The 24,040-nt window shown below is 73.7% G+C and carries 25 protein-coding genes and 1 pseudogene; 13 read left to right on the top strand and 13 right to left on the bottom strand.

Annotated features, from left to right (window positions below; all coding sequences use genetic code 11):
* Together BIV23_RS49320 and BIV23_RS41405 are read right to left on the bottom strand one after the other, a co-directional pair.
* Positions 1 to 193: pseudogene (locus tag BIV23_RS49320) on the bottom strand (hypothetical protein); the annotation flags it as partial.
* Positions 194 to 407: 214 nt separating this feature from the next.
* The gene (locus BIV23_RS41405) at positions 408 to 1,250 is read right to left on the bottom strand and encodes a maleylpyruvate isomerase family mycothiol-dependent enzyme (protein WP_071386169.1); all 843 of its coding nucleotides are present in this window, start codon (positions 1,248 to 1,250) and stop codon (positions 408 to 410) included.
* Positions 1,251 to 1,470: 220 nt separating this feature from the next.
* On the opposite strand from BIV23_RS41405, the gene BIV23_RS41400 reads away from it, so the two are divergent.
* Both BIV23_RS41400 and BIV23_RS41395 read left to right on the top strand, forming a co-directional pair.
* Positions 1,471 to 1,737, top strand: a complete 267-nt coding sequence (locus BIV23_RS41400; RefSeq protein ID WP_071386168.1) for a hypothetical protein — start codon at positions 1,471 to 1,473, stop codon at positions 1,735 to 1,737.
* 167 nt (positions 1,738 to 1,904) lie between these two features.
* Positions 1,905 to 2,948, top strand: coding sequence for an NUDIX hydrolase (locus BIV23_RS41395; RefSeq protein WP_071386167.1), 1,044 nt, complete (start codon positions 1,905 to 1,907; stop codon positions 2,946 to 2,948).
* Positions 2,949 to 3,187: 239 nt separating this feature from the next.
* Here BIV23_RS41395 and BIV23_RS41390 read toward each other — a convergent pair whose 3' ends face one another.
* A complete protein-coding gene (locus BIV23_RS41390) occupies positions 3,188 to 3,892 on the bottom strand; it encodes an MBL fold metallo-hydrolase (protein WP_071386166.1) in 705 nt (234 codons plus the stop codon).
* An 83-nt stretch (positions 3,893 to 3,975) separates the two neighbouring features.
* On the bottom strand, positions 3,976 to 5,328 hold the full coding sequence (locus tag BIV23_RS41385) for a dipeptidase (protein WP_071386165.1): 1,353 nt from the start codon (positions 5,326 to 5,328) through the stop codon (positions 3,976 to 3,978).
* 131 nt (positions 5,329 to 5,459) lie between these two features.
* Here BIV23_RS41385 and BIV23_RS41380 point away from each other — a divergent pair, with 131 nt between their 5' ends.
* A complete protein-coding gene (locus BIV23_RS41380; RefSeq protein ID WP_071386164.1) occupies positions 5,460 to 6,701 on the top strand; it encodes a geranylgeranyl reductase family protein in 1,242 nt (413 codons plus the stop codon).
* Here BIV23_RS41380 and BIV23_RS41375 read toward each other — a convergent pair.
* The gene (locus tag BIV23_RS41375) at positions 6,691 to 7,140 is read right to left on the bottom strand and encodes a nitroreductase family deazaflavin-dependent oxidoreductase (protein ID WP_071386163.1); all 450 of its coding nucleotides are present in this window, start codon (positions 7,138 to 7,140) and stop codon (positions 6,691 to 6,693) included. The two genes, BIV23_RS41380 and BIV23_RS41375, sit on opposite strands and share 11 nt — an antisense overlap.
* 126 nt (positions 7,141 to 7,266) lie before the next feature.
* On the opposite strand from BIV23_RS41375, the gene BIV23_RS41370 reads away from it, so the two are divergent.
* From BIV23_RS41370 to BIV23_RS41360, 3 genes are all read left to right on the top strand, one after another.
* The gene (locus BIV23_RS41370; RefSeq protein WP_071386162.1) at positions 7,267 to 7,953 is read left to right on the top strand and encodes a TetR/AcrR family transcriptional regulator; all 687 of its coding nucleotides are present in this window, start codon (positions 7,267 to 7,269) and stop codon (positions 7,951 to 7,953) included.
* 102 nt (positions 7,954 to 8,055) lie between these two features.
* Positions 8,056 to 9,294: a sensor histidine kinase gene (locus tag BIV23_RS41365; RefSeq protein WP_177240229.1), complete on the top strand. Its 1,239-nt coding sequence runs from the start codon at positions 8,056 to 8,058 to the stop codon at positions 9,292 to 9,294.
* On the top strand, positions 9,291 to 9,956 hold the full coding sequence (locus BIV23_RS41360; protein ID WP_071386160.1) for a response regulator transcription factor: 666 nt from the start codon (positions 9,291 to 9,293) through the stop codon (positions 9,954 to 9,956). The genes BIV23_RS41365 and BIV23_RS41360 overlap by 4 nt, the downstream gene beginning before the upstream one ends.
* On the opposite strand, the gene BIV23_RS41355 is transcribed toward BIV23_RS41360, so the two are convergent.
* Positions 9,917 to 10,201: a DUF6332 family protein gene (locus tag BIV23_RS41355; protein ID WP_071386159.1), complete on the bottom strand. Its 285-nt coding sequence runs from the start codon at positions 10,199 to 10,201 to the stop codon at positions 9,917 to 9,919. The genes BIV23_RS41360 and BIV23_RS41355 overlap by 40 nt on opposite strands.
* 156 nt (positions 10,202 to 10,357) lie before the next feature.
* The gene (locus BIV23_RS41350) at positions 10,358 to 11,854 is read right to left on the bottom strand and encodes an MFS transporter (protein WP_071386158.1); all 1,497 of its coding nucleotides are present in this window, start codon (positions 11,852 to 11,854) and stop codon (positions 10,358 to 10,360) included.
* Between the two features lie 84 nt (positions 11,855 to 11,938).
* Between BIV23_RS41350 and BIV23_RS41345 the strand changes: the two genes are divergently transcribed.
* Positions 11,939 to 12,337 (top strand): MarR family winged helix-turn-helix transcriptional regulator, encoded by a 399-nt coding sequence (locus BIV23_RS41345; protein WP_071386157.1) that lies wholly within the window; start codon positions 11,939 to 11,941, stop codon positions 12,335 to 12,337.
* A gap of 28 nt (positions 12,338 to 12,365) precedes the next feature.
* Here the strand turns inward: BIV23_RS41345 and BIV23_RS41340 are convergent, their stop codons facing one another.
* Together BIV23_RS41340 and BIV23_RS41335 are read right to left on the bottom strand one after the other, a co-directional pair.
* Positions 12,366 to 13,151: a maleylpyruvate isomerase family mycothiol-dependent enzyme gene (locus tag BIV23_RS41340; protein ID WP_071386156.1), complete on the bottom strand. Its 786-nt coding sequence runs from the start codon at positions 13,149 to 13,151 to the stop codon at positions 12,366 to 12,368.
* Between the two features lie 74 nt (positions 13,152 to 13,225).
* Positions 13,226 to 14,404, bottom strand: coding sequence for an MFS transporter (locus BIV23_RS41335; protein ID WP_071386173.1), 1,179 nt, complete (start codon positions 14,402 to 14,404; stop codon positions 13,226 to 13,228).
* Positions 14,405 to 14,819: 415 nt separating this feature from the next.
* Here BIV23_RS41335 and BIV23_RS41330 point away from each other — a divergent pair, with 415 nt between their 5' ends.
* On the top strand, positions 14,820 to 15,215 hold the full coding sequence (locus tag BIV23_RS41330; protein WP_177240228.1) for a luciferase domain-containing protein: 396 nt from the start codon (positions 14,820 to 14,822) through the stop codon (positions 15,213 to 15,215).
* A gap of 467 nt (positions 15,216 to 15,682) precedes the next feature.
* On the opposite strand, the gene BIV23_RS41325 is transcribed toward BIV23_RS41330, so the two are convergent.
* Complete coding sequence (locus BIV23_RS41325) at positions 15,683 to 16,462, bottom strand: DeoR/GlpR family DNA-binding transcription regulator (protein ID WP_071386155.1); 780 nt, start codon at positions 16,460 to 16,462, stop codon at positions 15,683 to 15,685.
* Positions 16,463 to 16,585: 123 nt separating this feature from the next.
* Here BIV23_RS41325 and BIV23_RS41320 point away from each other — a divergent pair, with 123 nt between their 5' ends.
* Both BIV23_RS41320 and BIV23_RS41315 read left to right on the top strand, forming a co-directional pair.
* Positions 16,586 to 17,467 (top strand): SIS domain-containing protein, encoded by an 882-nt coding sequence (locus tag BIV23_RS41320; RefSeq protein WP_071386154.1) that lies wholly within the window; start codon positions 16,586 to 16,588, stop codon positions 17,465 to 17,467.
* 279 nt (positions 17,468 to 17,746) lie between these two features.
* Positions 17,747 to 18,607, top strand: coding sequence for a class II fructose-bisphosphate aldolase (locus BIV23_RS41315; RefSeq protein WP_071386153.1), 861 nt, complete (start codon positions 17,747 to 17,749; stop codon positions 18,605 to 18,607).
* Positions 18,608 to 18,624: 17 nt separating this feature from the next.
* Here BIV23_RS41315 and BIV23_RS41310 read toward each other — a convergent pair whose 3' ends face one another.
* Positions 18,625 to 19,758 (bottom strand): methyltransferase, encoded by a 1,134-nt coding sequence (locus tag BIV23_RS41310; protein ID WP_071386152.1) that lies wholly within the window; start codon positions 19,756 to 19,758, stop codon positions 18,625 to 18,627.
* A 79-nt stretch (positions 19,759 to 19,837) separates the two neighbouring features.
* Here BIV23_RS41310 and BIV23_RS41305 point away from each other — a divergent pair, with 79 nt between their 5' ends.
* Genes BIV23_RS41305 through BIV23_RS41295 form a run of 3 tightly spaced genes read left to right on the top strand, consistent with a single transcriptional unit; the run spans position 19,838 to position 22,504 of the window.
* Positions 19,838 to 20,488, top strand: a complete 651-nt coding sequence (locus BIV23_RS41305) for an alpha-ketoglutarate-dependent dioxygenase AlkB family protein (protein WP_071386171.1) — start codon at positions 19,838 to 19,840, stop codon at positions 20,486 to 20,488.
* 46 nt (positions 20,489 to 20,534) lie between these two features.
* Positions 20,535 to 21,773, top strand: a complete 1,239-nt coding sequence (locus tag BIV23_RS41300; RefSeq protein ID WP_071386151.1) for an ROK family protein — start codon at positions 20,535 to 20,537, stop codon at positions 21,771 to 21,773.
* On the top strand, positions 21,770 to 22,504 hold the full coding sequence (locus tag BIV23_RS41295; RefSeq protein WP_245790899.1) for an NUDIX hydrolase: 735 nt from the start codon (positions 21,770 to 21,772) through the stop codon (positions 22,502 to 22,504). The genes BIV23_RS41300 and BIV23_RS41295 overlap by 4 nt, the downstream gene beginning before the upstream one ends.
* A 50-nt stretch (positions 22,505 to 22,554) precedes the next feature.
* Here BIV23_RS41295 and BIV23_RS41290 read toward each other — a convergent pair whose 3' ends face one another.
* A complete protein-coding gene (locus BIV23_RS41290) occupies positions 22,555 to 23,466 on the bottom strand; it encodes a phosphotriesterase family protein (protein ID WP_071386150.1) in 912 nt (303 codons plus the stop codon).
* On the bottom strand, positions 23,460 to 24,038 hold the full coding sequence (locus tag BIV23_RS41285) for a DUF4865 family protein (RefSeq protein ID WP_071386149.1): 579 nt from the start codon (positions 24,036 to 24,038) through the stop codon (positions 23,460 to 23,462). The genes BIV23_RS41290 and BIV23_RS41285 overlap by 7 nt, the downstream gene beginning before the upstream one ends.
* Positions 24,039 to 24,040: the final 2 nt, after the last annotated feature.

Here is a 24,040-nt window from a genome sequence, read left to right as displayed (position 1 = left end):
GGGTGGGGGCGAGCCCGTCGGCCAGGGCGGGGACGGCGGGGGTCTGTTCGTGGGCCGTGGTGACGGGGGTCCGGGCGGCGGGGGTGGCGGCGGCGGGGACGGCGAGGCCCGCCGTGCACAGCAGTCCGGCGCCGAGGGCCCCGAGCAGTCTTCGGCGGGCGGTGCGGGTCGTGCGGGTGTGAGGGTGACGCATCGTGGACGTTCCTCCGACTCGCGAACGGTGGCTGACGGCCGGGCGACGCCCGGCCGTCAGTGTGGGTCAGCCATGCGCGTTTACGGTAGGACCTGTCGGAGTGTGTTGGAAGAGGCGAGCCTGGACTGTTCGATATCCCGTCAAAAGCCTTGACAGCTGGGCTGCTTCACCCTGTGAGCCCGCTGAGTGTTCGGATGTGTTGGCTTCGCTCGGCTCATGCGTCGTCGCCGACGCGGCCCCAGCCGGGCAGCGGAGGCTGGGGCCAGGCGGGCGGCCGGGGCAGGAGGTGCGCCGGTGCGCCGGCGGTCGAGGTGTCGGCGATCAGAGCGTCGATGGGCAGGGCGTCGGCGGGCAGAGTGCCGGTGGTCAGGGCTTCGGCGGGCAGCCGTCCGGCGAGCCAGCCGAGAATCCGGTGTCCGGCCGTCGTGACCGAGGGCCCCTCGGCCGCCAGGGTCCAGCGCCGGCCCAGATCCGCGGCCTCCACCGAGGCGAGCGCGAAGCCCTGCGCCCGCAGTGTGCCGAGGGTGTCGTCCAGCGCCCAGGAGACGTACGCGCGGGGCCACTGCTCGGTGCCGTAGCCGGTGCCGAGGTCCAGGTGGTGGGTCTCCAACTCCCGCAGGCAGCGCAGCAGCAGATACCAGGCCGGGTGCCGCCAGCCGGCCAGCGCGGCGACCAGGTGGTCCCAGGCGGGGGCGGGCATCGCGCGCGCCTGCGCCGTGAACCGGTCCAGGCTCTCCCGCAGCAGGGCCGTGAGCCGGCCGGCGGGCAGGGCCGCGTCCCGCTCCAGCGCGGCGGCCAGTGCCGCCCGGTCCGCGCGGGGGCCCGGTGCGTGGCCGGTGCGCGCGAGCCTGAGCAGCCGGACGTAGGCGTCGGCACTGTGGGCGACATGGGCGAGCACATGGCCGCGCGTCCACCCGGGCAGCTCGGACGGGGCACGCAGCGCGGCGTCGGAGAGCGCGCCTGCGGACCGTACGAGCCGGTCGGCCGAGCGCGCCACGAGGCCGAGGGGGTCGTCGTCGGAGCCGGTGGCCGGGAAACCGCTCACCTGCACGCGCATGCGACCTCGATCCGTCCGGTGGTGGGGTGTTGGGTCGAAGAAGGTGATCGTCGACGCTCCGGCCCGGAGGATATCCGGTTCATGATCGGCGGGGCCACGGAATTTTCCGGCCGGGGTGCCCACCCGGCCGGGACGCCCACGCACCGGACGGCGATCGGCCTGATGAACGGAAAGCGCGCGGTCCGCGTGACCCCCGGCCGCCTTTCCAGTTGGTCAGCGCATGAAGAAGCGCAGCATCCTCGCCCTCGCCACCCTGGCCACCGGATTCGTCGTGGCCGCCGTCACTCCGTCCCACGCGGCGGACAACGGGCCGCTCGACGAGCTCGGCATGCAGGACACCGCCCACTCGACCGGCGACCTCTTCAGCCAGGACGGTCTCGCCCCCAGCGGCAGGCAGTCCGGCGCCCAGGCCTTCGACCACGCCTTCGAACGGGTCCTCCCGCAGGAATCCGCGCAGGACATGGGACAGGGCCTCGGGCAGAACTAGGGGGTCTCGTCCGGATCACCCCCAGGGGCCGGCGGTCTCCGCGGGCGTGCCGGTGTTCCCCCGCAGGGGGCACCGGCGTTCCTGTGCGGGCGCCCTCACCGGGGCGGGGTTTCCGTGGCAGGGTGTTGCGGGCAAGCCACAGGGGGCCAACAGAAGAGGGGGAGTCCGTGACCGTCGTCTGGATCAACGGCGCGTTCGGTGCGGGGAAGACCACCACCGCACGGGAACTGATCGAGCTGATCCCGAACAGCACGCTCTTCGACCCCGAGGTCGTCGCCGGGTCGCTCACGCACCTGCTGCCGCCCAAGCGCCTCGCCGAGGTCGGTGACTTCCAGGACCTGCCGATCTGGCGCCGGCTGGTCGTCGACACGGCCGCCGCGATGCTCGCCGAGCTGGGCGGGACCCTGGTGGTGCCCATGACCCTGCTCCGCCAGGAGTACCGTGACGAGATCTTCGGCGGCCTCGCCACCCGCAGGATCCCCGTGCACCATCTGCTCCTCGCCCCGGCCGAAACGATCCTGCGCGAGCGGATAGCCGGCCGGGAGATCCCGCCGGACCTGCCCGACGGAGAGATACGGATACGGCAGTGGGCGTACGACCACATCGAGCCCTACCGCGCCGCCCTCGCCTCCTGGCTCACCGCCGACGCCCACCTCGTGGACACGGGCGACCTCACCCCGTACGAGACCGCCGCCCGCATCGCCGACGCCGTCTGCGGAGGGACCGCACCCCCCTGCGACATCGTGCAGACCCCCGAGCCGACCGCCGAGACGCTCGCCGCCGGGGTGCTGCTCTTCGACGAGCACGACCGGGTGCTGCTCGTCGACCCCACCTACAAGCCGGGCTGGGAGTTCCCCGGCGGGGTGGTCGAGCGCGGTGAGGCGCCGGCCCGCGCCGGGATGCGGGAGGTCGCCGAGGAGACCGGGATAGAGCTGCGGGAGGTGCCCCGGCTGCTCGTCGTGGACTGGGAGCGGCCCGCACCGCCCGGCTTCGGCGGGCTGCGGCTGTTGTTCGACGGCGGCAGACTGGAGCCCGCCGAGGCGTCCCGCGTGCTGCTGCCGGGCCCGGAGCTGCGCGCCTGGCGCTTCGCCGGCGAGCAGGAGGCCGCAGCGATGCTCCCGCCGGTCCGCTACGAGCGACTGCGCTGGGCGCTGCGGGCCCGCGAACGGGGAACCGCACTGTATCTGGAGGGCGGAGTGCCGGTCGGCTGACCGCCGACTCGTGCGGACCGGTACCGGTCGGGGCCCGCACCGGTACCGATCGCCCGTACCCGCCGCCCTCCCTCCAGGCCGAGCAACCCGACCGACCACGGGCGCACCCCGCCGACCACCACCAGCCCGCACAAGTCGACCGCCCGAACCAGCCAACGGCCATGACCGCCTCACCCATGTGCCCGGCTGGGCCGGCCGGGCCGCGTCGGCCGACGGTGGGCGCGGGCCGTACCCCGTGCTCAGCGGGCGTCCACCACCCGGCGCAGCGCGGTGGCCGCGCCCCCGACGGCCGGGTCTCCATGGCCAAAACACATGACGTCCGCGTCCAGTTCGGCCAATCGGTCGAGGGAGCCGAGGAGTTGAGGGAGGTCGAGGTTGCCGACGCCCGGCATCACCGCGCCGTCGACGGGGGAGGCCGCCACCGTGTCCCCGGTGAACAGCACGCCCTCGGCGGGCAGGAACAGGGCGATGCTGCCGTCCGTGTGGCCGGGGACATGGACGACCTGAGCTCCACCGCCGAAGTCGAGCACATCCCCGTCGGACACCGTGCTGACCGAGGCCGGCGGCACCGGTTCGCCCGTGGGCAGGCGCTTGACGGCCTCGGCGTGGATCGGTAGCTCCCAGTCCTCGAACCGGGGCGGCGGGCCGGGGAGTTCACCCCGGATGACCGGGGCCTCCAGATGGTGCGCGAGCACCTCGGCACCGCTCAGCGCCGCGAACTCGCCCGCCCCGCCGACGTGATCCTCGTGGAAATGGGTCAGCACGATCCGCCGTACGTCCCGGGGTGCGTGGCCCAGGGACGTGATCGCGTCGGCGATCGTCCGGCCGGCGCCGAGCACGCCCGCGTCGACGAGTGTCAACGCGTCGTCGTCGCGCCAGAGATAGGCCTGGCCGACGGGAAAGCGCAGCATGTGCAGTCGGGGGAGCAGTTCGATGACGTCCATCTCCCGACCGTAGGCAGCGCCCCCGCCCGGAGGCGAGGGCGCTCTGCCACCGGCAGAAGGGGCGGACGGCAGGCCCCGAAGGGTCAGCCGGCGTAGTTGCGCAGGAACAGCGCCTCGGCGACCGACAGCCGCTCCAGCTCCTCGGGGGAGACGCTCTCGTTGACCGCGTGGATCTGCGCCTCCGGCTCGCTCAGGCCGATCAGCAGGATCTCCGCCTCGGGGTACAGCCCGGCCAGCGTGTTGCACAGCGGGATGGAGCCGCCCTGCCCGGCGTACTGCATGGACTCGCCGGGGTAGGCCACGGCCATCGCGTCGGCCATCGCCTGGTACGCCGGGCTGGTGGTGTCGGCGCGGAAGGGCTGGCCCTGGCCGATCTGCTCGATGCCGACCCGGGCGCCCCACGGGGTGTGCGCCTCGATGTGCGCCTGGAGCAGCTTGGTCGCCTCGGCGGCGTCCACGCCCGGCGGCACCCGCAGGCTGATCAGGGCCCGGGCCGTGGACTGCACCGAGGGGGTGGCGCCGACGACCGGCGGGCAGTCGATGCCGAGGACGCTGACCGCCGGGCGGGCCCACAGCCGGTCGGCGACGGCGCCGCCGCCGGTCAGTCCGACACCGTCGAGCACCCGGGCGTCGGAGCGGAACTGCTCCTCGGTGTACTCCAGGCCGTCCCACGTGGCCGAGGCGTCGAGACCGTCGACGGTGGTCGAGCCGTCCGCGGCGCGTAGCGAGTCCAGCACCCGGATCAGCGCGGCCAGCGCGTCCGGGGCGGCACCGCCGAACTGGCCCGAGTGCAGGTTGCCCTGCAGGGTGTCGATCTGCACCCGGACCAGGGTCATCCCGCGCAGGATGGTCGTCACGGTGGGCAGGCCGACCCGGAAGTTGCCCGCGTCGCCGATCACGATCGTGTCCGCCGTGAGCAGCTCGGGGTGCTGCTCGGCGTACCGCTCCAGGCCGCCGGTGCCCTGCTCCTCCGAGCCCTCGACGATCACCTTCACGTTCACCGGGACGCCGCCGTTCGCCTTCAGGGCGCGCAGCGCGAGCAGGTGCATGATGAAGCCGCCCTTGCAGTCGGCGCTCCCGCGGCCGTACCAGCGGCCGTCGCGCTCGGTCAGCTCGAACGGCGGGGTGGTCCAGCCGGCCTCGTCCAGCGGCGGCTGCACGTCGTAGTGGGCGTAGAGCAGAACCGTTTTCGCACCCTCGGGACCCGGCAGGTAGCCGTAGACCGACTGCGTGCCGTCCGGGGTGTCCAGCAGGGCCACGTCGACGAAGCCCTCGGCGGTGAGCGCCTCGGTGATCCAGCGCGCGGCGGCCTCGCTCTCGCTCTTCGGGAACTGCGCGAAGTCGGCCACCGACCGGAAGGCGACGAGCTCGGTCAGCTCCGCCCTCGCCCGGGGCATCAGCGAGGCGACGGTCTCGGCGACCGGATTCGACTTCATGGGCACGCTCCTCGTGGGTGCGACGTTGAACTGGGTGAGTACCCCGATACTCCCACAGTGGCCTGCGGCGACGACCGCCGTAGGATGCGGGGGAGACTACGGCAGCGGCTGGATCGGAGCAGTAGACCATCGTGAGCGGCGAGAACTCTTCGGCGGACGACGTGCAGCAGGTGTGGGACGTCGTCGTGGTGGGCGCGGGACCCGCGGGGGCCTCGGCCGCCTACGCGGCCGCGGTCGCGGGACGGCGCGTGCTGTTGCTGGAGAAAGCCGAGTTGCCGCGCTACAAAACCTGCGGCGGCGGCATCATCGGCCCCTCGCGCGACGCGCTGCCCCCCGGCTTCGAGCTGCCCCTCCGTGACCGGGTGCACGCGGTCACCTTCTCCCACAACGGCCGTTTCGCCCGCACCCGCCGTTCCAAGCAGATGCTGTTCGGCCTGATCAACCGCCCGGAGTTCGACCAGCAGCTGGTCGAGCACGCCCAGAAGGCGGGCGCCGAGCTGCGTACGGGCGTCACGGTGCAGCGCGTGGAGCAGCACGGCTCAGCGGTCCCCGACCGGCGCACGGTCGCCGTCCTGCTCCAGGGCGGCGAGACGGTGCTGGCCCGCGCGGTCGTCGGTGCCGACGGCAGCGCGAGCCGGATAGGGGCCCATGTCGGCGTGAAGCCGGCCCAGGTGGACCTCGGTCTGGAGGCGGAGATCCCGGTTCCGGAGTCCGTCGCCGAGGACTGGAAGGGCCGGGTCCTCATCGACTGGGGCCCGATGCCGGGCAGTTACGGCTGGGTGTTCCCGAAGGGCGACACCCTGACGGTCGGCGTGATCTCCGCACGCGGCGAAGGCGCCGCCACGAAGCGGTACTTGGAGGACTTCATCGCCCGGCTCGGCCTGGCCGGCTTCGAGCCGACCATCTCCTCCGGGCATCTGACCCGCTGCCGCGCGGACGACTCGCCGCTGTCCCGGGGCCGGGTGCTGGTCTGCGGTGACGCGGCCGGTCTGCTGGAGCCGTGGACGCGCGAGGGCATCTCGTTCGCGCTGCGCTCGGGCCGGCTCGCGGGGGAGTGGGCGGTGCGCATCGCCGAGGCGCACGACGCGGTCGACACCCGCCGCCAGGCCCTGAACTACGCGTTCGCGGTCAAGGCCGGACTCGGTGTCGAGATGAGCGTCGGCAAGCGGCTGCTGACCGCGTTCGAGAAGCGTCCCGGCCTCTTCCACGCGGCCCTCACCGGCTTCCGCCCCGCCTGGCGGGCGTTCCGGGAGATCACCCAGGGCAGGACCTCGGTCGCCGAGATCGTCCGCTCCCGTCCGATCGCCCAGCGCGCCCTGACCGCGCTGGACCGGGAGCAGAGCGCCCCGGCGGAGGATCCGGTCAGTTCGTGACCGTGATGCGGAAGACGGGGTGGTCGGGGGCGATACGGCGCAGGTCCTCGTCCGGGGAGTCGGGGCCGACGCCGTTGAAGAAGACCCCGACCTCCGCCTTCCAGCGCTTGAGGTAGGCGCGCAGCAGCGGGACCTTGTCGTCGTCCGCGACCTCGGTGGCGGTGAAGACGTCCACGCTGCTGCCGAGCCTCAGCTCGCCCCCGCCGGCCGCCCGCATGTTGCGGGTCCACTGGACATGGCCGCGCGGGGCGAGCAGGTACTGCTGCCCGTCCACCGTCAGCAGGTTCACCGGGGTCGTACGCCACTGCCCGCTCTTGCGTCCGCGCACCGCGAGGACCCGGGAACCCCAGATGCTGATGCCGCGCCCGGTGAGCCAGGCCACCGCCCGGTTGAAGACGTTGACGGTGAACCAGCCCGGCTTCTTGACGTGTGACGACATGGTGACCCCTACGGCTTGGGAGAGCGGTGCTCTCGCTTGACTTCAGTGTGGGCGAGGTCGACACGAGAATGCAAGAGCACTGCTCTCTTTTGTGTGCACTGCTCTCTCTCGTGGCAGACTGATGGCATGAGCACCCCACAGGGCGCCCGCGCACGGGCCAGGGCCGAGGTCACCGCCGCCATCAAGGAGGCGGCCCGCAGACAGCTCGCGGACGAGGGCGCGGCGAAGCTCTCGCTGCGGGCCGTCGCCCGCGAACTCGGCATGGTCTCCTCGGCCCTGTACCGCTACTTCCCCAGCCGCGACGAGCTGCTGACCGCCCTGATCATCGACGCCTACGACTCCCTCGGCGAGAACGCGGAGCGGGCGCGCGACGCGGCGCACGGTGCCGCGCCCGTGGCACGCTGGACCGCCGTGTGCGAGGCGGTACGCGGCTGGGCGCTCGCGCATCCGCACGAGTACGCGCTGATCTACGGCTCGCCCGTGCCCGGCTACGCCGCCCCCGAGACCACCGTCCCGGCCGCCTCCCGCGTCGGCCTGGTCCTCATCGGCATCATCCGCGCCGCCCACGAGGGCCCCGGCCTCGCCGGCCCGACCGTGCCCGCCTCCCTGCGCCCCGAGGCCGAGCGCATGGCCGCGGACCTCGCCCCCGACCTGCCCCCCGAGGTCGCCGTGGCGATGGTGGCGGCCTGGTCCCAGCTGTTCGGGCTGGTGAGCTTCGAGCTGTTCGGCCAGTTCCGCAACGTGGTCGAGGACCGGGAGGGCTTCTTCCGGCACACGGTCACGCAGCTGGCGCACGGGGTGGGGCTGCGGTAGGAGCCGTGCCCCGTGGTGATCACTCGTACTCCCCGGGGAGTACGAGTGATCACCACGCCCGGCTGACGTCCGGCACCGCCGCCGGCGTCTAGCGTGGCGGGCATGGAAGAGCAGCGCGCCCCCTCGCCGCGGTGGCGGTACGGGCCCCCGTGGTCGCGGTACGACCCTTCGTGGCGCGACGTCCCGGACGACCCGGAGCCGCACCGGGGTCGGGCCTGGCCCTGGCGCTCGACCGCGCTGTTCACCGTGTTCGTGCTGGTCGGCAGCAACTTCGCCGCGCACGGCCAGCCGCACCGGGTGCCGCTCGACCCCTACGCGCGCGTGCTGCTGCTCGCCGCCTCGCTCCTGCTGCTGTGGCGGCACCGCCACCCGGTGGCCGTGGCCTTCGGCACGGCGGCGGTGACCCTCGGCTATCTGGCCGCGGGCTACCCCTACGGGCCGGTCTATCTGACGGTCGCGGTGGCCTGCTTCAGCGCGGTCGTGGCCGGGCACCGGCGTGCCGCCTGGGCGTCCGTGGGGCTGCTGTGGGCCGGGCACGCCCTGGTCGCGCTCTGGCTCTACCGCTGGCTGCCGCCCCCGGGGGACAAGGGCGCGGGCGTCATCCAGGAGATCGGCATCGCCGCCTGGGTGCTGGCGGTCTTCGCCGTGGCCGAACTGGCCCGGGTACGGCGCGAACAGTGGGCCCGGGAGCGGGCGGACCGGGCGCAGGCGGCCCGACGGCGCGCGGACGAGGAACGGCTGCGCATCGCCCGCGAACTGCACGACGTCCTCGCGCACAGCATCTCCGTCATCAACGTCCAGGCCGGCATGGGCCTCGCGCTGCTCGACAGCGACCCCGAGCAGGCGCGGACCGCGCTCACCACCATCAAGGCCGCCAGCAAGGAGGCCCTCGGCGAGGTGCGCCAGGTGCTCGACACCCTGCGCGCCCCCGGCGCCGCCCCGCGCACGCCCGCCCCGGGCCTGGACCGGCTGCCGGAACTGGTGGAACAGGCGGCCGCGGCCGGGCTGACCGTCGAGGTCGAGGGCGCCCCGCCCCGGCTGCCGGCGGGGGCCGACCTGGCCGCCTTCCGCATCGTCCAGGAGGCGCTGACCAACGTCGTACGGCACTCCGGATCGCGGGACGCGCGCGTGGCGTTCGCCCATGACGGCGACGCGCTGCGGCTGCGGGTCGACGACGACGGACCCGCGACCGGCGCCGACGCCGGGGGCAGCGGGAACGGGCTGGCCGGCATGCGGGAGCGGGCGGCCGCGCTGGGTGGCACCATCGAGGCGGGCCCGCGCCCCGACGGCGGCTTCCGGGTGCTCGCCGTACTGCCGTCGCACCTCAGGGAGGACCAGTGATCCGGGTACTGCTCGCCGACGACCAGTCGCTCGTGCGGGCCGGCTTCAGAGCGCTGCTCGACGCGCAGCCCGACATCGAGGTGGCCGGCGAGGCGGCCGACGGCGAGGAGGCGCTGCGCCTGGTGCGCGAACGGGCGCCGGACGTCGTCCTGATGGACATCCGCATGCCCCGGCTCGACGGCCTGGCCGCGACCCGGCGCATCACCGGCGACGCGGATCTCAGGGACGTGAAGGTGGTCATGCTCACCACCTTCGAGCTCGACGAGTACGTCTTCGAGGCCATCCGCTGCGGTGCCTCCGGCTTCCTGGTGAAGGACACCGAACCGGACGAACTCGTGCGCGCCGTACGGGCGGTGGTCGACGGCGACGCGTTGCTGTCACCCGGTGTCACCCGGCGCCTGATCGCCGAGTTCGCGGCCCGCTCCAAGGAGCCCGCGGCGGCCGACGCCCTCGCCCGGCTCACCGAGCGGGAGCGGGAGGTGATGGCGCTGGTCGGCATCGGCCTGTCCAACGAGGAGATCGCCCGCCGGCTGGTGGTCAGCCCGCTGACGGCCAAGACCCATGTGAGCCGCGCGATGGTGAAGCTGGGCGCCCGCGACCGCGCCCAACTCGTCGTGCTGGCCTACGAGTCGGGGTTGGTACGGCCCGGCTGGCTGGGCTGAGCGCCCCGCCGGAAGCGCACCAGCACGCTCACCACGCGGGTCAGGAAGACCACGGGCGCGACCACGAGACCGGTCCACACCAGCGCCGTCCCGAACGCCCGGGGCAGATCGAAGAGCAGCGCCGGCCCCGCGACGGCCCCGAACAGCACCGCGGCCGCGAAGCCGGCGCTCACCAGCGCGTAGCCGATCTCGACCGTGGCCGCGTCCTGTTGGGCCTTGGTGCGGCGGCCCCGGTAGCTGTCCATCTGCCAAGTCTCATGGACCTGCACTCGGGGAGCAAACCAACTCCGGCCGGGTGAACGCCCCAAGGGGGTGCGGGGAACCGCGCGACCGGCCACGACGAAGCGGCCGGCGCCTGACGGACCCGTCCTGGCACCCCGCACAGCGCCCCCGTGGAGCGGTCAGTCACGGACCGCCACGCGCTCGGCTTCCGCCTCCCGCACAGCGGACGCGGACCGGGCGACCACGACGGACGGCCCGCTGCGACCGTCGCGCAGACCGGTGAGCGTGATCAGCAGGCCGGCCAGTGCGATGCCCATGACGACGAGGAAGCCGGGCCGGTAGCTGTCGAGGACGGCCTGCGGGGTGGCGTGTGCGGGGGCGCCCGCGGTGACCACGGCCGTCACCACCGCCAGGAACAGCGCGCCGCCCACCTGCACCGAGGTGTTGAGCAGACCGGAGACCATGCCCTGCTCGTGGTCCTCGACCCCGTTGGTGGCCTGGATGTTGAGCGAGGGGAAGACCAGCGCGCAGGCCGCGCCGATCAGCAGCATCGACGGCAGGACGACCGCCGCGTACACCGGGTCGAGATCGACGCGCAGGAACAGGGCGTACCCGAGGGCCATGAAGGCGAAGCCCAGCGCGATCAGCCGGGGCGTGCCGAACCGGTCGACGATCGCGCCGACCTTCGTGGACGACACCGCCACCAGCGCGCCGGCCGGCAGGAACGCGAGCGCGGTCTGCAGCGCGGACCAGCCGAGCAGGGACTGCATGTAGAGCGTCGTCAGGAACTGGAAGCCGACGTAGGAGCCGAAGAAGGCGATCGCGCCGAGCTGGGCGCGCACCTGGCTGCCCGAGCGCAGCACGCCCAGCCGGATCAGCGGACTCGGCGAGCGCCGCTCGACCAGGACGAACGCGATGAGCAGCACGGCGACGGCGAGGAAGGACAGCAGCGTACGGGCCGAGGCCCAGCCGGCCTCGGGGGCCTGGACGACGGTGTAGACCAGCAGCAGCATCGACGCGGTGCCGAGGACGGCGCCCGGGATGTCGTAGCCGGCGTGGTTCTCCTCGCGGGCGCTGCGCGGCAGCAGCTTGAGGCCCGCAGCCAGCGCGATCAGGGCGATCGGCGCGGGCAGCAGCATGGTGAAGCGCCAGCTGGCCTCGGTGAGCAGGCCGGAGAGCACCAGGCCCATGGAGAAGCCGGTGGCGGCGCAGGTGGTGTAGATGGACAGGGCCCGGTTGCGCAGCGGGCCCTCCGGGAATGTCGTGGTGATGATCGACAGTCCGGCCGGCGCGGTGAAGGCCGCGCTGAGGCCCTTGACGAAGCGGCTGGCGATCAGCAGCGGACCGGAGTCCACGAGCCCGCCGAGCAGCGAGGCGAGCGCGAAGACGCCGAGCGCGACGAGGAACACCTGGCGCCGGCCGAGCAGGTCGGCGGTGCGTCCGCCGAGGAGGAGCAGGCCCCCGTAGCCCAGGATGTAGCCGCTGACGATCCATTGCAGCGTCGACGTGGACAGATGCAGGTCGGAGCCGATGGACGGGAGCGCGACTCCGACCATCGACACGTCGAGCGCGTCGAGGAACATCGCCGCGCAGAGCACCAGCAGGGTGCCCCACAGACGAGGAGTCCAGCGGACGGCCGGGGACGGGGCCGCGGGGTGGGTGAGCGGAGAGGTCATGCCGAAACACTACATGCGCATGCATCGAATGCAAATGCATTTAATTACGGTGCAACAATCTTGATTCTCTGCTACGGTGCGCCCATGGCGGCGAACAAGGCCGAGCAGGCGCTCGTGGAGCAGTGGCGGGACATCCTGGCCCTGCATGCCCGCACCCAGTGCGAGCTGGACCGGACGCTGCACGAACACGGCCTGTGCGCCAGCGACTTCGAGGTGCTCGACCTGCTGGCCGAGGGGGTGGCGGCCGACGGCGGCTGCGCCTACCGCGTGCAGGAGATCTCCGAGCGGGTCCACCTCAGTCAGAGCGCGCTGTCCCGGCTGATCGGCCGCCTGGAGAAGGAGGGCCTGGTCGACCGCGCGATGTGCGCCGAGGACCGGCGCGGGGTCCGGGTGGCCCTGACGGGCAAGGGGCGCGCGCTGCACGGCCAGGTGCGGCCCGTGCAGCGCGCGGTGCTGGCCCGGATGCTCACCGACGCCGAATGACGTCGGGGCAGGGGGAGTCCAGGGTGTGTCAGACGCCGCCCTTCTCCCGCCACAGCTCGGCCAGCGCGTGATCGCCGCGCACACTCGGCACGGGCTTGCGGTTCCACAGGGCCAGGTACAACTCGTCGGCGGGTCCGGACAGTTCGGCTTCGGCCTCGCCGACCTCACCGGCCTCGTCCACTTCGCCGGCCGTGTTGCGCACGGTCACCGCCGGCTCGGCCGACAGCCGCATGGTCCACACGGTGTCCGCGCCGTCCGTCCCGTCCGCCCCCGCGTGCAGCGCGCGCACCCGCAGGACGCGCGGCTCCTCGGTGCGCAGCCGGCTCCGGGAGCGGGCGTGGAAGCCGCGCAGCAGCTCGTCGATGCCGTCGACCGCGAAGTCCCGGGCGACCGGGGAGGCCGTACCGCCGCGCGCCGCCTCCGCGTCGTACCGGTGGACGGTCGTCTCGTGTGCCTGCCGGCGGGCCCAGAACGCCAGCGGTGAGGGGCTGGGCGCCGGAAGGAACGTCCAGCACACCAGGTCGGCGGGTGCGGCGGCCAGGGCGTCGACCAGCAGGCGGTGGCTGTCCCGGTACCAGGCCACCAGCTCGGCGCCGTCCAGCTCCGGCAGGTCGCCGAACGGACGCCGTGCGTCGCCCCCTTCGGTGAGGTAGCCGGCGGCCCAGCGATGCACGGCGCCGGTGTGCCGCAGCAGGTCACGTACCTGCCACTCCGGGCAGGTGGGCACCTTGGCGTCGGTCCCCGCGGCGTCGGCGGCCGCGGCGAGCAGTCGGCCCTCGCGGTCCAGGGTCTGAAGGAATTCGGCAGTCTCCATGGGGCGAGTGTGCCGGATGGAGCCTGCTCGAAGGCCCGCCCCTTTTCGCTCTTCCGCCGGGTGGCCGAGGCGCGTCAGCGCCCCATGGTCCGCTGCGTCGTGACTCCGATGAGCGCGGCGACGGCGGCCAGCGCCGCCACGCTCGTGAGCGCGGTCGGCAGGGAGAACCAGTCGGCCATGAAGCCGATCGAGGGCGGTCCGAGCAGCATGCCGCCGTAGCCGAGCGTCGAGGCGACGGCGACCCCGGACGGACCGGTCAGCGCGCCCGCCCGTTCCACGGCGACCGGGAAGAGGTTGGCGAGCCCGAGCCCGGTGACGGCGAAGCCGATCAGCGCCGCCCCCACGGAGGGCGCGAGGGAGCCGAGCAGCATGCCCGCCGCCGCGACGGTGCCGCCGGCGATCACGGTACGCGCGCGGCCGAGACGTTCCAGCAGCGTGGTCCCGGTCGCCCGGCCGATGGTCATGGCCAGCGCGAAACACGAGTACCCCGCCGCCGCCACGCCCGACGAGGCCGCCAGGTCCTGGTGGAGATGGAGCGCGCCCCAGTCGGCCATGGCGCCCTCGCCGTAGGCCGTGCACAGCGCGATCAGCCCGAAGACGAGGACCAGGCCGCGGTGGCCGCCGCGCTGCGCACTGCCGGCCCGCGGCTTCTGGTGCGGCGCCGGGCCGGTCCGGGCCGGCGCGGCCGGCTCCTGCCGCAGCAGGGTCCGGCCGGCGAGGGCGGTGACGAGCAGCCCCGTGACGGTGAGGCCGAACAGATGCCGGGTGGGCGAGAGGGCACCGGCGAGCAGTCCGCCGAGGCCCGCGCCGATCATGCCGCCGAGGCTGAACGCGGCATGGAACGTGGGCATGATGGGCCGCCGCAGCGCGGTCACCAGATCGACGGCGGCGCTGTTGAAGGCAACGTTGATCCCGCCGTAGGCGGCGCCGAAGACCAGCAGTACGGCGCCGAGCGCGGGCGCGGAGTGGGTGAGCGGGGGCAGGGCGACGCTGAGGGAGAGCAGAACGGCGCAGCCCACGGTGACCGGATGGCTGCCGTAGCGCCGGCACAGGCGTCCGGTGAGGGTCATCGTGATCACCGCACCGGCGGAGACACCGAGGAGCGCCAGGCCCAGAGCACTGGCCGAGGCGTGGGTCTGCTCCTTGATGTCGGGAATCCGGACGACCCACCCGGCGAAGATGAAGCCGTCCAGTGCGAAGAAGGCGGTCAGAGCGATCCGGAGCCGGGTGAGACCGGTACTGCTGCCCGGCACCACGCTGTGCGATCGGGTTTTGTTTATTAGCGGCACAAAGTCAGGTTAGGGGGAGCGTGAGGGGAGAGGCAAGGCCGGTTCCGGTGCCCGTGCGGACCGACGGGCCGAGCGCATTCACATCCCGAGACAACCGGAAACGCGTCATCACCCGCCTCGGCGGCGAGGGCCTCCCCGTGCCGTACGGGCTGCCCCGGCCGCGTGTGACCGGATCCGGCCTGTGTGTGACGTGAACGATATGCCCCTGACCTGCGCCGACTTGTGTGCCCTCAGGTCGGCCGGTCCGTCAACCCCGCGCGCCGCGTGCCCCGTTCGGGGCGGCCGGAACCTTTCCTTGCGCGGCCCCCTGCTGGATACAGGTCGGTTAATGCTTGCTCACGAGCTGGTTGCCGAGGGGTGAGCGGTCCATGATGGGCCCATGACGTTGGCCTCGCGCGCGCTCGCGCAACTGGCGACCTGGCCCGACCTGAGCCAGGCGGTCCCGAGCTGCGGCCTGGGAGAGGCGGTGAGTTCGGTCCAGGGCGAGATCGCCCACTTCCACTCGGACCGTGATGTCGATCTACGGCTGACCGACCGGGCCATCCGGCGCTTCGCGAAGGACCTGAGGGACTCGGGGGCGATCAGGATCGTGCCCGGCTCTCAGTGGGTGACCCTGCGCCTCGACGCCGCGAGCGACGTCGACCTGCTGCTGACCCTGGTGAGCGTGGCCCTCCAGGCCCAGCAGGCCTGGCCCGACCCGGCCGACCGACCACCGACCGGGTGCAACGACCAGCGGGGGGCGGGGTTCGTGAAGGCCGACCTCGGTCGGTTCTGAGGCGGGCGGGTCCGACGCGGTCCGTTCTGGAGCGGTCGGTGCGGAAGTACCCGTCGGCACGGGAGCAGTTGCACGGAAGCGGCCGGATCCGAAGTGGTCGGACCCGAGGCGGTGGTGGCCGAAGGGGGCAGGCCTGAAGCAGCCGGTTCCGGTGCGGTGGTCTCGCAAGGGCCGGCTCCGAGGACGCCGGATCCGGCGCGGCCGTGCCGGCGGCCTCCCGAGGTGGCCGGTTCCGAGGCGGTCCGGTCCGGTGTGGCCGGATCCGGCGCGGGCGGAGCCGAGTCCGCTGGTGGCGGGCGCCGGTTGGGTACGGGCCGGCGGGGTGTGCCGGCCCGGTGTGGGCCGATGCCGTACGCGCGGGTGCTGCGCGGGGCGGGGTGGCGGCTGGGATCGGTGTGGGTCGTCGCGCGCGGGCCGGTCATGCCCGGGCCGGTCGGCCGTCGTGCCGACGGGGCGTCGGGCGGGCGTCACACCGCCAGGACCCGGACCCCCGCCTCCTCGAAGAGGCGTACCGTCTCCTGTGCTACCGCCGTGTCCGTCACGAGTGTGTGCACCAGCTCCGCTCCGCAGATCCGGGCGAAGGCGCGCCGGCCCAGTTTGCTGGAGTCGGCGGCGACCACCACCCGCTCCGCGCGCTCGCACAGCAGCCGGTTGATTGCGGCCTCCGCCTCGTCGTGCGCCGCCGCGCCGTGCGCGACGTCGAAGGCGACGACGCCGAGTACGGCCACGTCGAGCGTGATCTGTCCGAGCACCCCGTCCGCGAGCGGGCCGATGAGCTCGTACGACTGCGGGCGTGCGACCCCGCCCGTCACCACGATCTTGAACTGGGGCCGTACGGCGAGCTCGTTGGCGATGTTGAGCGCGTTGGTGACGACGGTCAGCGCCGGCGAGCCGCTGGACAGGTCGCCGCGCACGGCCAGGGCGCGGGCCACCTCCGTGGTGGTCGTGCCGCCCGTGAGCCCCACCGCCTCGCCCGGCGCCAGCAGATCGGCCACGGCCTTCGCGATGCGCTGCTTCTCGGAGGCGCGCCGGGCGGTCTTGTAGCGCAGCGGGAGCTCGTACGACACCCCGTGCACCACCGCTCCGCCCCGGGTGCGCACCAGCATCTGCTGCTCGGCGAGCTGGTCGAAGTCCCGGCGGATCGTCGCCGCCGACACCTCCAGCTCCGCCGCCGCCTCCTCGACCTCCAGCCGGCCGCGCTCCACGAGCAGTTCCAGCAGCGCCTTCCAGCGGGCGTCCCGGGACATCCGCAGCCTCCTTCTCCGTGTTCCCGGTGACCCTAGCGCACGGCCCTCTGAGCGTGGATGCTTGATCGTGCTCGAAAGTGCGCTATATCTTGCAGGAACAATCAGCGAGGGAAGGGTGTGGGCATGACCCATGTCGAGGACGAGCTGAACAGCCAGCCGGAGTGCTGGGCGCGGGCCGCCGAGGGGGCGCAGCGGTACAAGGCGGCGCTGCCGGAGTCCGGGGAGCGGGTCGCGATCGTGGGGTGCGGGACCTCGTACTTCATGGCGCAGGCGGTGGCCGGGCTGCGGGAGGGCGCCGGGCAGGGCGAGACCGACGCGTTCGCCGCCTCCGAGTTCCCGCACGGTCGGTCGTACGACCGGGTCGTCGCCCTCACCCGCTCCGGTACGACGACCGAAGTGCTGGAGCTGCTCGGTGCGTTGAAGGGGCGGACGCGGACCACCGCCGTCACCGCCGACCCCGCCACCCCCGTCATGTCCGCCGCCGACGACCTCGTCGTCCTGGACTTCGCCGACGAGCGCTCCGTCGTCCAGACCCGGTTCGCCACCACGGCCCTCACCCTCCTGCGCGCCCATCTCGGCCTGCACGCCGACTCCGTCGTCGCCGACGCGCGCACGGCCCTCACCACTCCTCTTCCCGAACAGCTCGTCGCCTGCACCCAGTTCACGTTCCTCGGGCGCGGCTGGACCGTCGGGCTCGCGAACGAGGCCGGGCTGAAGATGCGCGAGGCCTCGCTGTCCTGGACCGAGGCCTATCCGGCGATGGAGTACCGGCACGGCCCGATCAGCATCACCAGTGGGGGCAGAGCCGCCTGGATGCTCGGCGAGGCACCCGAGGGACTTGCCCGACAGGTCGGCGCCACCGGTGGGTTGTGGATCGAGGGCGAGCTCGACCCGCTGGCCGAACTCGTCCGGGTCCAGCGCCTCGCGGTCGCCGTCGCCGCCGCGCACGGCCTCGACCCCGACCGGCCGCGCCACCTCACCCGCTCGGTGATCCTCGCTCCCTGAGCGCCTGTCCGACGCCCGGCCGGCCCGCGCACTCTTCCCGCAGTCCCCCCTCGACCACCGGCTGATCCCGGGCCGGGACCCGCCGGCCACGGGCCCGGAGCCGCCGATCTCCGGCGGCTCCCGGACCACTCTCATCCGGCGTCCGGCCGCGTCCCCGTCACCTCGGACCGCCACTTCCGGCCGCCCCCTGCGACCAGGACCCGACCGTCCCGCTCACCCACGCTCCTCAGCCCTCGGCCCCCGGCCACCCCCGGTCCGCGTTTGGGAAGGACACCCGAAGTGCCCCTCGTGAACACAGGCGAGCTGATCACCTCCGCTTCCACGGCCCGCTCCGCCGTCGCCGCCTTCAACGTCATCACCCTGGAACACGTCGAAGCCGTCATCGCCGGCGCCGAATCGGCCCAGTCTCCCGTCGTCCTCCAAGTCAGCGAGAACGCCGTCAAGTTCCGCTACGGACGCCTGCTGCCGCTGGCCCACGCCGCCGTCGCCGCCGCCGAACGGGCCGCCGTACCCGTCGCGTTGCACCTGGACCACGTGCAGAGCGACGACCTGCTGCGGCAGGCACCGGGCGCGGGGTTCGGTTCGGTGATGTACGACGCGGCCCGGCTGCCGTACGCCGACAACCTCTCCGCCACCCGGGCCGCCGCCGACTGGGCGCATTCCCAAGGGCTCTGGATCGAGGCCGAGTTGGGGCAGGTCGGCGGCAAGGACGGCAGACCTCCGCTGGACGCCCACGCGCCCGGCGCGCGCACCGATCCCGACCAGGCCCGTGACTTCGTGACCGGCACCGGCGTCGACGCGCTCGCCGTCGCCGTCGGCAGCGTGCACGCGATGACCACCCGTACGGCCCGCCTCGACCACGCCCTGCTGAAGCAGCTGTCCGCGGCGCTCGCCGTCCCGCTCGTCCTGCACGGCTCCTCCGGCGTACCGGACGACGGCCTGGTCGAGGCGGTCGCGGGCGGTATCGCCAAGGTCAACGTCGGCACGGCGCTCAACGTGGCGATGACCGGGGCGATCCGGGAGTTCCTCGCCGCCCACCCCGAGGCCGTCGACTCACGGAAGTACCTGAGCGTGGGGAGGGAGGCGATGGCGGACGAGGTGCGCCGGATCATCGGAGTGCTGAGCCGGACGTCGGCCTGACCGTACGCGGTGTCCCGTCAGTCCTTCCTGACCGCCCGCAACACCACGAACTTCGGGTCGGAGGCGACCAGTTCGCAGTTGCCGAACAACCGTTTCAGCTTCACGTGGTACCCGAGATGGCGGTTGCCGATCACCCACAGCTCGCCGCCCGGCCGCAGCGCGCGCTTCGCGCCGGTGAACATGCGCCATGCCGTCGCGTCGGTCGTCGCCTGGTGGGAGTGGAACGGCGGGTTGTTCAGGACGAGGTCCACGCTGCCCGGGGCCACCCCGGCGAGCCCGTCGCCGACCCGGAACTCCGCGTGCCCGGGTACGCCGTTGGCCTTGTACGTCGCCTCCGCCGAGGCCACCGCCTGGAACGACTCGTCGACGAACAGCACCTCGGCCGACGGGTCCGCCAGCGCGACCGCCGTACCGACGACGCCGTTGCCGCAGCCGAGGTCCACCACGCGGGCGGCGCCCGGGCCGGGCAGATGCCGCAGGAGGAAACGCGTGCCGATGTCGAGCCGGTCGGCGCAGAAGACGCCGGCGTGGTTGACGACCGTGCGCCCGGAGGCCGGCCCGATGCCGTCCGGGAGGGCGTAGGCGTACGGCCACGGGTTCGCGGGCCGCCGCAGTGCCGGGTCCGGGGTGCAGAAGATCAGCCGGGCCTTCTGGTGCGCCGGCGAGGTGCGGGTCGGGCCGAGGACCCGCTCGAAGAGCTGGAGCGTGGAGGTGTGGATCTCCTTCACCATGCCGGTGCCGACGACGACCGTGCCCGCGTGCACGGCGGGCGCCAGCCGCAGCAGCTGGTCCTCCAGCAGCGCGAGGCTCTTCGGCACCCGCACCAGCAGCACGTCCACGTGCTCCGGCGGCGGGTCCTGGGTGGTGAGCAGCTGGACGGCACCCGGCTCCACGCCGGCCCGCGCCAGATTCGCCCGGGTCGCCTCCTGGCTGAGGAAGGAGTCGGTGATCTGCGTCGGGTGGTGCGCGGCGAGCGCCGTGGCCAGCGCGCCCCAGCGGTCCCCGACCACCACGACCGCGCCGGTGAGCGGCACCTTCTCCTCGGCCAGGTGACGCAGCAGGTACGCGTCGGACGCGTCCCAGGCACGCAGCCGGTCGCGGGGATCCTCGGGGAAGCGGGTCAGCTCGACCTCGCCCCACGGTGTCGTCATACGCTCGCTCATCGTGCCCCCAGGCTAGCGGAGCCGCAGATCAGGGGCGGTGCGGCGGGCCTGCGTCATGATGGAGCGTGTGGACGCGGAGCTGTTTCCCAGGGAGCGTGCGGGAGTCGCGCCGGGCGCCGTGCACGCCCCGGGCTGGCTGGACGACGAGGGGCAGCGGCACCTGCTCGCCGCCTGCCGTGACTGGGCCCGGCCCCCGGCCGGACTGCGCACGGTCCGCACACCCGGCGGCGGCACGATGACCGCCCGGCAGGTCTGCCTGGGCTGGCACTGGTACCCGTACGCCTATGCCCGCACGGCCATCGACGGCGACGGCGCCCCGGTCAAGCCCTTCCCGGCCTGGCTCGGCGAGCTGGGCCGCCGCGCGGTCGCCGACACCCTCGGCCCGGCGGCGGTCCCCTCGGCTTCGTACGACATTGCGCTGATCAACTTCTATGACGGCGAGGCCCGCATGGGCATGCACCGCGACGCCGACGAGCGCGCAGACGCGCCGGTGGTCTCGCTGAGCCTCGGCGACACGTGTGTGTTCCGCTTCGGGAACACCGGGACGCGCGCCCGGCCGTACACCGACGTGGAGCTGCGCAGCGGCGATCTGTTCGTCTTCGGCGGGCCGTCCCGGCGGGCCTACCACGGGGTGCCGCGCGTACGTCCCGGTACGGCACCGCCCCGGCTGGGGCTCCGCGGACGGCTGAACATCACCCTGCGGGTGAGCGGGTTGTAGCGGGCGGCCCGGACCCGTGATCGCGGATCATGGGAGACTCGCCCTCATGAGCGGCAAGGCGGACCCCCGGACGGCGGGGGAGAGGACGACCTCGAGGGCGCGACTGGACCGAGGGCGCGGCGCGCTCGGGCCCGCGCTGGAGCTCGTGCACACCGGGCGGGCACCGACCCGTGCCGTGCTCACCGCCGAACTCGGGGTCACCCGGGCGACGGCGGGAGCGGTGGCCGCCGAGCTGGAGGCGCTCGGGCTGATCCGGGTGGACGCCCGGCCGGGTGCGGCCGCCGGCTCCCAGGGGCGGCCCTCGCACCGGCTGGAGCTGGCCGAGGACGGGCCGGTGGCGCTGGCGGCCCAGGTCCACGCCGACGGGTTCCGGGCCGCGCTGGTCGGCCTCGGCGGACGGATCGTGGCGACCGCGCCGGGCTGTGAGACCGTCGACGCCGACCCGGCGAAGGTGCTCGGCTCGGTGGTGGAGGCGGGCGCCGAGCTGCTGCGCACGACGGGCCGCCGCTGCGTCGGCGCCGGGCTCGCCGTACCGTCGGCCGTCGCCGAACCCGACGGACTGGCCCTCAACCCGCTGCATCTGGCCTGGCCGGTCGGCGCCCCCGTCCGCCGGATCTTCGCCGAGTGCGTGCGCGCCGCCGGCCTCACCGGCCCCGCGTTCGCGGGCAACGACGTCAACCTCGCGGCGCTCGCCGAACACCGGCACGGCGCCGGCCGGGGCGCCCGGGACCTGCTGTGCGTGGCCACCGGACACCGGGGCGTCGGCGGCGCCCTGGTCCTCGACGGCCGTCTGCACACCGGCAGTTCGGGCCTGGCGCTGGAGGTCGGCCACCTCACGGTCAACCCGGAGGGCCGCCCCTGTCACTGCGGCAGCCGTGGCTGTCTCGACGTCGAGGCGGACCCGCTGGCGCTGTTGATCGAGGCGGGCCGCGAGCCGGGTCCCGAGGTGTCCCTGCTCCAGCAGGCCAACGACCTGCTGCGCACGCGGTACGACGACCCGTCCGTCCGTACGGCCGCCGAGGCGCTCGTCGACCGCCTGGGCCTCGGTCTCGCCGGGCTCGTCAACATCCTCAACCCCGACCGCATCATCCTCGGCGGCCTGCACCGCACCCTGCTGGACGCCGACCCCGGCCGGCTGCGCGCGGTCGTCGCGGACCGCAGCCTGTGGGGCCAGAGCGGCGGCGTGCCGATCCTGCCGTGCACGCTGGACCACAACAGCCTGGTCGGCGCGGCCGAACTGGCCTGGCAGCCGGTCCTGGACGATCCGCTGGCGGCACTGCGGTGACCGCGCACGGCGCCCCGGCCGTGGAACTCCTGCCCGCCGCCCGCCTGCGCCTGGTCGAGACGGCTCTGCCGGCCCTGTCGGGGCCGCACCGCTCGGCGATGGACGAGGTGTGGCAGAAGGCGGTCCGGGCGAACCCGGCCCTCTTCGACGGCCCGGCGGCAGCGCTCGTCGGGGTGGACCGCGACGGCGCGGACGGCCTGGTGCTGACCTGGGCGCGGGCCACCTACCGGTACCGCGCGCTGCGGCACGTGCCCGGCGCGCCCGCGCTCTCGTCCCTGTTCGTGGCCGTGCTCCAGCCCGCCGACGACGGCCGTCTGATGGTGGGCCGGATGTCTCCCCCGACCGCCGCTCCCGGCCGCTGGCAGCTGCCCGGCGGAACCGTCGAACCCCCGGACGGAACCGGCGAGTTGGATCTCGCCGCGCTGTGCGCCCACGCAGCCCGCGAACTGGCCGAGGAGACCGGCTCCGACACCCCGCCCGAGGCCCTCACCCGGTGGCTGGCCACCCGGGGCGAGCGCGGCAGCGTCGGCGTGCTGTTCCTCGCCCCACCGCGTCCCGCACAGGAGCTGTACGACCGGTACGCCGAGCTGGTGGCGGCGGAGACCGCCCGCGGTGACGACCCCGAGTTCGACCGGATCGAGCTGGTCGGCCCGGCACCGGACCTGTCCGGGCTCCCTGGCCCGCACGTCGACTACCTGCACCCGGTCCTGTGCCACTACGCCGACAACTGAGCCGCACCGCACCGCCGTAGGGGCCGACGCGCCCTGCACGCCACCACCGCTCACCGTCCGTCGATCCCGAACGCCCGCCCCGGATGCTCCGTGAGGATCCGCTCCACCAGCTCCGCGCCCAACTCCGCCACCAGCCGCGGTCGCACCCTGCGCAGCAGGTACGGCATGCCGGGCCCGCCGTCGACCGAACGGGCGCCGGCGAGCACGGTGTCGCAGCCGAGCAGCAGCCGGTCGGCGAAACCGGCCTCCGCCAGGGCGCGCACCGCATCCGGCATGCGCCAATCGGTGGCGTGGTGGGCGCGGGACGGTCCGTCGAAGGCCAGCCAGCAGCCGGAGCCGGCGGCCTCCCGCTGCACCACCGGGTCGGGAGAGCGGTTCAGATGCCCGAGGATCACCCGATCGCCCGGCACGTCCAACTCCCCGCACAGCAGCTCCAGTACGTCCAGCGCGCCGGTGCCCATCTCCAGGTGCACGGCGATGGGCGCACCGGTGGCACGGCTCGCCTCGGCCGCCGCCGTCATCGTCCAGCGGGTGTGCGCGTCGAGCGCGTGGAAGCCGCCCGCCACCTTGATCAGCCCGGCCCGGACCCCGGTCGCAGCGATGCCCTCGGTCAGCTCGGACACGAACACCTCGGCCAGCCGGCCGCGCAGCCCGGCGAGCAACTCGGGTGTGTAATGGGCGGCTTGGTGCAGGCCGGTGGCACACAGCAGCGTCACCCCGGTGGCCCGGGACAGCTCGGGCAGGTCCGCCGCCCGGCGTCCCATGCCGTACGGCGTCCACTGCACGACGGCCGCCCCGCCCGCCGCCCGGAACGCCGCCAGCTCGGCCCGGGCCGCGGCGGTGTCGTTCAGCTCCTGGCCCGGGAACTTCGGGCTGCTCAGGAAGAGATGGTCGTGCGCGTCGCACACGCCCAGCTCCTCGGGCGCGATGTCGCCGAGAACCGTACGGACGAACCTCACCACTGCCGCCCCCGCGGGAGCCGGTCCCGGCCGGGCGCGGACAGGTGCAGCACCTGGAAGACGTCCCCCTCGGCCTTCGGGGAGTCGTGCTCCCAGAGCGAGAAGTGCACCAGCTCCCACGCGCGCGTGTCCACGGCCGCCGCCGCCAGCACCGCGCCGTCCTCGGCGGCCAGCCGCTGCGTCTCGGCGAGGGCATCCTCCACCGTCCCGGCCAACTCCACGCCTTCCGCGACCGGTTGACGGCGCCGCACGGCGAGCGCCGCGCGCGTACCCGTCCCCTCGGCGCAGCCCAGCCCGGTCCACTGCCGTACGGTGGGCCTGCCGAAGTCGTTCACCAGCCCCTGGAAGGCGCCGCCCCACAGGAAGCGGTTCATGCCCTCGACCGTGTTCCACAGGTAGAACGGTGCGTACTGGTTCACCACGGAGCCGTACCGCCCGCGTTCGCGCAGCAGGTACGCCTTGAAGCCGAGGCCGTCCCAGTCGTCGAGCAGATGCCCGATCCGGGCGACCCGGGTACGGATGATCCCCGTGTCGTAGTCGGCGGGGAGCGTCAGCTCGTACTGCATGGCATGCATCG

This window comes from Streptomyces monashensis, assembly GCF_001866665.1.
Lineage (GTDB): Bacteria > Actinomycetota > Actinomycetes > Streptomycetales > Streptomycetaceae > Streptomyces > Streptomyces monashensis.
The sequence above is the reverse complement of the archived record's forward strand: the minus strand, read 5'-3'. Positions and strand labels throughout refer to the sequence as shown.

Bases quoted from the DNA above. Each gene is read 5' to 3' on its own strand.
- BIV23_RS41405 (WP_071386169.1), bottom strand. From the start codon at position 1,250: ATGCGCGTGCAGGTGAGCGGTTTCCCGGCCACCGGCTCCGACGACGAC.
- BIV23_RS41400 (WP_071386168.1), top strand. From the start codon at position 1,471: ATGAAGAAGCGCAGCATCCTCGCCCTCGCCACCCTGGCCACCGGATTC.
- BIV23_RS41390 (WP_071386166.1), bottom strand. From the start codon at position 3,892: ATGGACGTCATCGAACTGCTCCCCCGACTGCACATGCTGCGCTTTCCC.
- BIV23_RS41385 (WP_071386165.1), bottom strand. From the start codon at position 5,328: ATGAAGTCGAATCCGGTCGCCGAGACCGTCGCCTCGCTGATGCCCCGG.
- BIV23_RS41375 (WP_071386163.1), bottom strand. From the start codon at position 7,140: ATGTCGTCACACGTCAAGAAGCCGGGCTGGTTCACCGTCAACGTCTTC.
- BIV23_RS41370 (WP_071386162.1), top strand. From the start codon at position 7,267: ATGAGCACCCCACAGGGCGCCCGCGCACGGGCCAGGGCCGAGGTCACC.
- BIV23_RS41365 (WP_177240229.1), top strand. From the start codon at position 8,056: ATGGAAGAGCAGCGCGCCCCCTCGCCGCGGTGGCGGTACGGGCCCCCG.
- BIV23_RS41355 (WP_071386159.1), bottom strand. From the start codon at position 10,201: ATGGACAGCTACCGGGGCCGCCGCACCAAGGCCCAACAGGACGCGGCC.
- BIV23_RS41350 (WP_071386158.1), bottom strand. From the start codon at position 11,854: ATGACCTCTCCGCTCACCCACCCCGCGGCCCCGTCCCCGGCCGTCCGC.
- BIV23_RS41345 (WP_071386157.1), top strand. From the start codon at position 11,939: ATGGCGGCGAACAAGGCCGAGCAGGCGCTCGTGGAGCAGTGGCGGGAC.
- BIV23_RS41340 (WP_071386156.1), bottom strand. From the start codon at position 13,151: ATGGAGACTGCCGAATTCCTTCAGACCCTGGACCGCGAGGGCCGACTG.
- BIV23_RS41330 (WP_177240228.1), top strand. From the start codon at position 14,820: ATGACGTTGGCCTCGCGCGCGCTCGCGCAACTGGCGACCTGGCCCGAC.
- BIV23_RS41325 (WP_071386155.1), bottom strand. From the start codon at position 16,462: ATGTCCCGGGACGCCCGCTGGAAGGCGCTGCTGGAACTGCTCGTGGAG.
- BIV23_RS41320 (WP_071386154.1), top strand. From the start codon at position 16,586: ATGACCCATGTCGAGGACGAGCTGAACAGCCAGCCGGAGTGCTGGGCG.
- BIV23_RS41310 (WP_071386152.1), bottom strand. From the start codon at position 19,758: ATGACGACACCGTGGGGCGAGGTCGAGCTGACCCGCTTCCCCGAGGAT.
- BIV23_RS41300 (WP_071386151.1), top strand. From the start codon at position 20,535: ATGAGCGGCAAGGCGGACCCCCGGACGGCGGGGGAGAGGACGACCTCG.
- BIV23_RS41285 (WP_071386149.1), bottom strand. From the start codon at position 24,038: ATGCATGCCATGCAGTACGAGCTGACGCTCCCCGCCGACTACGACACG.